5 protein-coding genes and 1 pseudogene are annotated in these 6,902 nt (G+C 71.5%); 1 reads left to right on the top strand and 5 read right to left on the bottom strand.

Going from position 1 to position 6,902, the window contains the following annotated elements; translation table 11 throughout:
- The 5 genes from AOJ26_RS44690 to mtnA all read right to left on the bottom strand — a co-directional run.
- Positions 1-272 (bottom strand): ComF family protein (locus AOJ26_RS44690; RefSeq protein ID WP_373413218.1); only part of this gene is annotated, 272 nt, incomplete at its 3' end.
- Between the two features lie 340 nt (positions 273-612).
- Entirely contained in the window at positions 613-2,457 is a 1,845-nt protein-coding gene (locus tag AOJ26_RS34970) for an LpqB family beta-propeller domain-containing protein (protein WP_053852384.1), read from the bottom strand.
- The gene (mtrB, locus tag AOJ26_RS34965) at positions 2,447-4,555 is read right to left on the bottom strand and encodes an MtrAB system histidine kinase MtrB (protein WP_234358750.1); all 2,109 of its coding nucleotides are present in this window, start codon (positions 4,553-4,555) and stop codon (positions 2,447-2,449) included. The genes AOJ26_RS34970 and mtrB overlap by 11 nt, the downstream gene beginning before the upstream one ends.
- A 1-nt stretch (position 4,556) precedes the next feature.
- Positions 4,557-5,246: a two-component system response regulator MtrA gene (mtrA, locus tag AOJ26_RS34960; RefSeq protein ID WP_187283109.1), complete on the bottom strand. Its 690-nt coding sequence runs from the start codon at positions 5,244-5,246 to the stop codon at positions 4,557-4,559.
- 145 nt (positions 5,247-5,391) lie between these two features.
- Positions 5,392-6,540 (bottom strand): S-methyl-5-thioribose-1-phosphate isomerase, encoded by a 1,149-nt coding sequence (mtnA, locus tag AOJ26_RS34955; protein ID WP_053852382.1) that lies wholly within the window; start codon positions 6,538-6,540, stop codon positions 5,392-5,394.
- A gap of 140 nt (positions 6,541-6,680) precedes the next feature.
- On the opposite strand from mtnA, the pseudogene AOJ26_RS34950 reads away from it, so the two are divergent.
- Positions 6,681-6,902: pseudogene (locus AOJ26_RS34950) on the top strand (hypothetical protein); the annotation flags it as partial.

The following is a 6,902-nucleotide window of genomic DNA, read 5'->3' as shown; positions in this document are numbered from 1 at the left end:
GCCCCCGCCAACGCCGTACCAAGCGGCCCCGCAAGCCCCAGCACCCCCCTCTCCTTGTGCGCCAGCAACACCGCCCGTACCGAGTCCGCATACCGAGCCGCCGCATGGACGACCGGCAGGCCGGGCGGCTCCGGCACCGGTCGCACCCGGCTCGGCGCGGCCCCGTCCAGGGAGGCACGGCACTCCGTACAGAGCACCGTGCGAGGCTTCCCGCAGCCTCCGCACTCGGCCGGCAGCATCAGATCGGTGAGGTCCTGCCACCACCCCCGCATGCCCATCACTGTGCCAACGCGGAAGCCGACCGACCACCCCTGTGGATAACCGCTGTGGATAACCGCCCGTAGAAACCCGACCCCCGAAACGAACAGCAGTTCCCACGGCAAATCCCGGCCCTATACAACTAAATGGCCGGTCGACCACGGCCCACCAATCAGCGCCACGAATCCCCCACCCCCGCCAAACAAAAGCGGCCGCTCTCACCAGAGTCACCCCCGGCAAAAACAGCCGCTCCCAACACGACGGACCCAACGGCGCGGAGGCACACCCCCGCCGCCTCAGTCACACACCCCGCATCCCGAAGGCGCGCCCCCTACGGCAGCAACACAGCCCCCCTCACCCCGGGTAAACCGGCGCCGTCCCGTCCGCGTCCACCTTCTGCCACTGCGCCCCGGACGGCAGCCGTACGATCCCGTCCTCCGAGTAGGCCACCAAGGGCATCTCGTCGTTCTCGGACGCCGCGATCTCCTTCACGCCCGTGAGCGCGGCCGGCGGCGGACCCTCCGGAGTGGAGCCGTCGACCTGGACGTACCGCGTCTGCTGCACACCGCCCTGCTCGCGCCCGACCACCACGAGCCTGCTGTCGCCGGCCCACGACATGGTCGTGACCTCTTCAAGATCCGGTGTCGTGGAGCGCAGTTCCCGTACCGAGACGCTCTGCGGGTCCCCGGTCCTGCCCTCCCGCTCGATCCGCCCGATGAACAGCGACTGCTTGCCGCCCTTCTCCACGACGAGCGCGATCCGCACCCCGTCGGCGGCCACCCGCAGGTCCTTGATGCGCCCGTCCAGGCCGGGAGTCGCCACGTCCAGCGGCTCGCCCGCACCCTCCTTGAACAGCAGCAGCCGCGGATCGGCGGGATTCCGGTCGGCCACCCACAGGTCACCCTCGGTGTCCCAGCTCGGCGTGGTCAGCCGGTCCGTCTCATTCTTGCCGGTGCTGACCAGCACCGGCTCCCCGAGCGACCCGCCCGACACCAGCGACCCGACGTACAGCGCCTTGCCGTCGATGCCGACACCGGCCGCCGTGTGCTCGTCACGCGAGACGGCAACCGACCGCAGAGCCTTGTCGCCCTCGCCCAGCGCCCCGGGTACCGGCACCGGCTGGGCCTTCGTACCGCTGCCGTCCGCCTCGGCCGAGACCCGCACCAGCCGGTGCTCGCCGTTGACGAAGTACAGGTACTCGGGGCTCTCGACCGAGCCGCGCGTGGCGTCCCCGTCGGCCTCGCTCTCCGTGGCCGAGCACAAGTGCTTGCCGCCCGCCTGGAGCTCGACGTCGTCCACGGCAGGGGTGAGGTTCTGGAGGGTGAACAGCAGTTGGGCCGCCATCGCCTTGCACTGGTCCGCACCGACGCGCTCGGCCTTGCTGTTGAGCGGCACCGTCAGCGTGCTCCGGTCGTCGGGAGCCAGCGCCGAGACACCGCTCCTGAGTGCCGTACCGGTGGGGAAGCTCGTCCTGACGACGGGGTCGAGCCAGCTCGTCGGCCCGCTGAGCAGGGACCGCACCAACTGCGTCATGGGGTCCACGCGCTCGCGTACGTACACGGGGTCGGCGACCGCCACAGTCTGCGGAGCCGACGCCGACCTGGTGTTCGAAGCGAAGTAGTACTTGTTGACGGACACGTAGTTGCGCTGGAAGTCCGACTTCCCCATGACGACACCGCGCGGCGGGCTGTCGATCCGCCACTGCTTGGTCTTCTTGTCGTGCACGAGGTGCACGGTCTCCCGGTACTCGCCCGAGGCCGGCGTGTACGACTGCTGTGCGTCCACCACGGCCACCTTGGTGCCGACCAGCGTGAACGACTTGTCGTCGCTCTGCTCCCGGTCCACGGGCGGCACCACGTCGGCACCGGGCCCGTCGTCGAGCACCGTGGTGGACAGCCCCGGCTGCCACTGCTTCGCCGCGCCCGCGGTCAGGTACTTGCGGGCCGTCTCGTAGTTGGGATCGTCACTGGTCAGCGCCTCGAGAAAGCCCTGCACGATGTCCGTGGGCTCGGCGTCCTCCTGCGGCGGCATCGCGAAGACCCGCACCTGCGTGTCCTGCCGCGGCGTCGAGTCCACCCCGCGCAGATCCCCGCTGTCCGGCATCGAGGCGCACCCCGCCAGCAGTACGACACCACAGGCGACGTACACCGCCGCGCGTCCCGGCGTGCGCCGGCCGCCCGCGTCGCGGTCAGCGTCCACGGAAAGCCTCCCCCTGCTGTTCGTACGACTCCTGCTGGTTGTACGACTCCTGCTGTTCGTACGACTCCTGCGACCCGGCGTCCGCGCGGTCGGCGGTCCCACCGCCGGACGCCCCGTCCCCGTCGGCCGCGGTCTCCGGCCGTCGCGCGCTCGGCGCCGGCCGGGGCACCACACGCGCGCCGTTGCCGGGCAGCGCCGTCGGATCGGCCGTGGGGGTCACCGGGTTCGTCCGGGGCGCTATCGGGTCCCGGCTGGTCACCTGGTCGTCCTTGGGCCGGACCGGCACGGTGGCCGCCTTGTCGCCGCCCCCGCGCGGCAGGCCGGCGTCGTCGAGTCCACGGTTGCGCCGGGAGTCCTTGGGCTCCAGCGGTATCGGCGAGCCCCGCAGCGGCTCGTCGGCCGTCCTGGGCAGCGTCAGCCGGAACTGCGAGCCGCCGCCCGGCTCACCCCACGCCTGGAGCCAGCCCCCGTGCAGCCGAGCGTCCTCCAGGGCGATGGACAGCCCGAGCCCCGTACCGCCGGTGGTACGCGCGCGTGCCGGGTCGGCCCGCCAGAAGCGGCTGAACACGCGCGTGGCCTCGCCGGGCTTGAGCCCGACCCCGTAGTCGCGTACGGCGATGGCGACCGCCCCGCCCGCGGAGGCCAGCTTGACGACGACGTCCTTGCCCTCGCCGTGCTCCACGGCGTTGACGACGAGATTGCGCAGCACCCGCTCCACCCGCCGGGCGTCGGCCTCGGCGACGACGGGCTGCTGGTCGCCCACGATCCGGACGGTCGTGCCCTTGCGCTCGGCGAGCGGCTCGGCCCCGCTGACGACCCGGCGCACGACCTCCCTGAGGTCTATCGGCTCGGCCTCCAGTGCCGCCGCCCCGGCGTCGAACCGGCTGATCTCCAGCAGGTCCGCGAGCAGCGTCTCGAACCGGTCGAGCTGGTCGGCGAGCAGTTCGGCCGACCGCGCGGTCATCGGATCGAAGTCCTCACGCGCGTCATGGATGACGTCGGCGGCCATCCGCACGGTCGTCAGCGGCGTCCGCAGCTCGTGCGACACGTCCGACACGAACCGCCGCTGCATCCGCGACAGGTCCTCCAACTGCTGGATCTTGAGCTGAAGGTTCTGCGCCATCTTGTTGAAGGCCTCGCCGAGCCGCGCGATGTCGTCCTCGCCGGTGACCTTCATCCGCTCCTGGAGCCGCCCGGCGGACAGCCGCTCGGCGATCCCGGCCGCCATCCGCACCGGCGTGACGACCTGCCGCACCACGAGCCAGGCGATGGCTCCGAGCAGTACGACGACGAAGAGCCCGGCGGTCGCCAGGGTGCCCTTGACCAGGCTGAGCGACTTCTCCTCCTGGGTGAGCGGGAAGAGGTAGTAGAGCTGGTACGGGTCGCCGTTGGGGTCGTTGACCTGCTTGCCGATGACCAGGGCGGGCTGGGACTCCAGGTCGGTGTCGTAGATGATGCGGGTGTAGCTCTGCGCGGCCGCCGTGCTGTCGTCGACCTTCTCGCGCAGCGCCTCGGGAACGCTGGCCGTCGGGTCGACGTCACCGGAGGCGCGCGGCCCGCGCCCGCTCCCGCTGTCGCCGCCCACGGGCAGGCTCACCACGTCGAAGGCGCCCTGACCGCCGCTGGAGAGCGAGTAGACGAGGTTGCTCATCCACTCGATGACGAACTGGTCGGACCGGCCGTCGGCCGGAGCGGTGTCGTCGGTCCCGGCGTCGGCCTCCTCCGCCTTCTGCCTGGCCACCGCGAACCCGCCGGTGGCCTGGCTCTGTGAGGCCTTCACCTTGGCGTCGAGGAGGCCGTTGCGCACCTGCCCGATGACGACGAAGCCCAGCAGCAGGACCACGCCGAGCGACATCAGCAGGGTGGTGACGACGACCTTGAGCTGGATGTTGCGCCGCCACAACCGCATCACCGGCAGCAGCGGCCGGCGCACCCAGCGCGTGAAGAGCCGCAGGACCGGGCTGCCCTGGACGCCGCCCTGGAGCAGTCCTCCCTCGAAGAACCGCCCCCAGCGGGAGCCGGCCCTCTTCCGCCCGACAGGCCGCCCCGCGGTCACCCCGGTCCGCCCGGGCGACGAAGCGGCGCTGTCTCCGGACATGTCAGCTTGGCCCTGCCTTGTAACCCACACCACGGACGGTCACCACGATCTCCGGCCGCTCCGGGTCCTTCTCGACCTTGGAACGCAGCCGCTGCACATGCACGTTGACGAGCCGGGTGTCGGCGGCGTGCCGGTAACCCCACACCTGTTCGAGCAGCACCTCGCGTGTGAACACCTGCCAGGGCTTGCGCGCGAGCGCGACCAGCAGGTCGAACTCCAGCGGCGTCAGCGCGATCGACTGCCCGTCCCGCTTCACGGAGTGCCCTGCCACGTCGATGACCAGGTCACCGATGGCGAGCTGCTCGGGGGCCGGCTCCTCCGACCTGCGAAGCCGCGCCCGGATCCGGGCCACGAGCTCCTTCGGCTTGAACGGCTTCACGATGTAGTCGTCGGCGCCGGACTCCAGGCCCACGACGACATCCACCGTGTCGCTCTTGGCCGTCAGCATCACGATCGGCACGCCGGACTCCGCCCTGATGAGACGGCACACCTCGATGCCGTCCCGCCCGGGCAGCATCAGGTCCAGCAGCACCAGATCCGGCTTGGCCTCACGGAACGCGGCCAGCGCCTTGTCGCCGTCGGCTACGAAAGACGGCTCAAAACCTTCACCACGCAGCACAATGCCCAGCATCTCGGCAAGTGCGGTGTCGTCGTCGACGACAAGGACTCGTCCCTTCATAAACGACATCATCCCATTCTCATAACAGTGGTGAAGGCAGTGGTGAGACAGCTCACCGACCAGTGACCTTAGTCGTACCGGACGATCACTGTCTGCCTCGACCGCCGCCGTGGACATGCCGCGACACGGGACGGAATGCGTGGTTACCGCATCCGCATCAGCTCATCGTCACCTCCCGGGCCCTCGCACACACCTCGGCAAGCGCCTCGGCCGTCACCGGCGACACCACGCCCTCCTCCGTGACGATCGCCGTCACCAGCTCCGGCGGCGTCACGTCGAAGGCCGGGTTGTAGGCCTGCGTCCCCAGCGGCGCCACCGGAATCCCGCCGCCCGCCTCGGCCCCCGCCACCGGCACCTGGGGGGCCACGATCTCGGTGACCTCGTGCCCGGCCCGCTGCTCCACCTCGATCGACGCCCCGTCCGGGGTGTCCGGATCGACCGTGGTCACCGGCGCCACCACGATGAACGGCACATGGTGGTACCGCGCGAGCACCGCCAGCGGATAGCTCCCCACCTTGTTCGCCACCGAGCCGTCGGCCGCGATCCGGTCGGCCCCGATCAGCACCGCGTCCACCTCCCCGGCCGCGAACAGCGAACCCGCCGCGTTGTCGGTCAGCAGGGTGTACGCCATCCCGCTGCGCGCCGCCTCGTACGCCGTCAGCCGGGCGCCCTGGAGCAGCGGACGTGTCTCGTCCACCCACAGCCGCCGCAGCCGCCCCGCGCGATGAGCGGCGAGCGCCACCGCGAACGCGGTCCCCTCACCGCCCGACACCAGCGAACCGGTGTTGCAGTGCGTCAGGATCCGGTGCCCGCCGCCCGGCAGCAGCTCGTCCAGCAGTGCCAGCCCCCGCTCGGCCATCGCCGCGCTGGCCGCCGCGTCCTCCTGGTGCAGCTTGCGCGCAGCGGCCAGCGCCGCCCCGGCCGCCAGCTCCTCGTCACCGCTCCTGCCGAGCTCGGCCCGGTGGGCGGCCTCGGCTCTGCGCACCCCGACAGCGAGGTTCACCGCGGTCGGACGGGCACCCGCCAGCGCGGTCGCCGCCTCCTCCACGTCGAACCCGCGCGCGGCGGCGAGCGCGACCCCGTACGCCCCCGCGATGCCGAGCAAGGGCGCCCCCCGCACGGCGAGCGAACGGATCGCCTCCACCAGCGCGGACGCGTCCGTACAGACCAGTTCGACCTCTTCGGCCGGCAGCCTCGTCTGGTCGAGAAGCACCAGCACGGGGCCTTCGGGTGGCTCCTCCCAGCGGATCGCCGGGATCTCGGTGGGCTTGCTGTCCTCGCCGGATTGCACGTACTGATCAGCCATGCGATCAGTCTGCCCCTTGTCCGCCGGAGTATTGAAGGTGTGCAGGCCATACCGCGGCTGGTCCCCCGCCGACCACCCCATGGCACGATGGCTGCCAACCTGCCGCCGCGACCGCGGACGGGCACCGTGAAGGAGCGACGATGAACGACACTCCGGGCTGGGCCTCGCCCGGATCCGCCCCGTCCGACGGGCACGAGCCCGGCGCGTCCGGTCCCGCCGAGCCCGCCGCCCGGCCCGACGCCGCGAAGCCCGCGCAGCAGCCGGAGGACAACGCGCAGGACGCCGGCTCGAAGTGGTCCAAGGAGCAGCCGGCGGCCGGCCAGTGGTCCGCCCCCACCGGCCCCGGTGCTCCCGGCCAGACC

The sequence above is a fragment of the Streptomyces sp. NRRL B-24085 genome (assembly GCF_001282115.1).
Classification (GTDB): Bacteria; Actinomycetota; Actinomycetes; order Streptomycetales; family Streptomycetaceae; genus Streptomyces.
The sequence above is the reverse complement of the archived record's forward strand: the minus strand, read 5'-3'. Positions and strand labels throughout refer to the sequence as shown.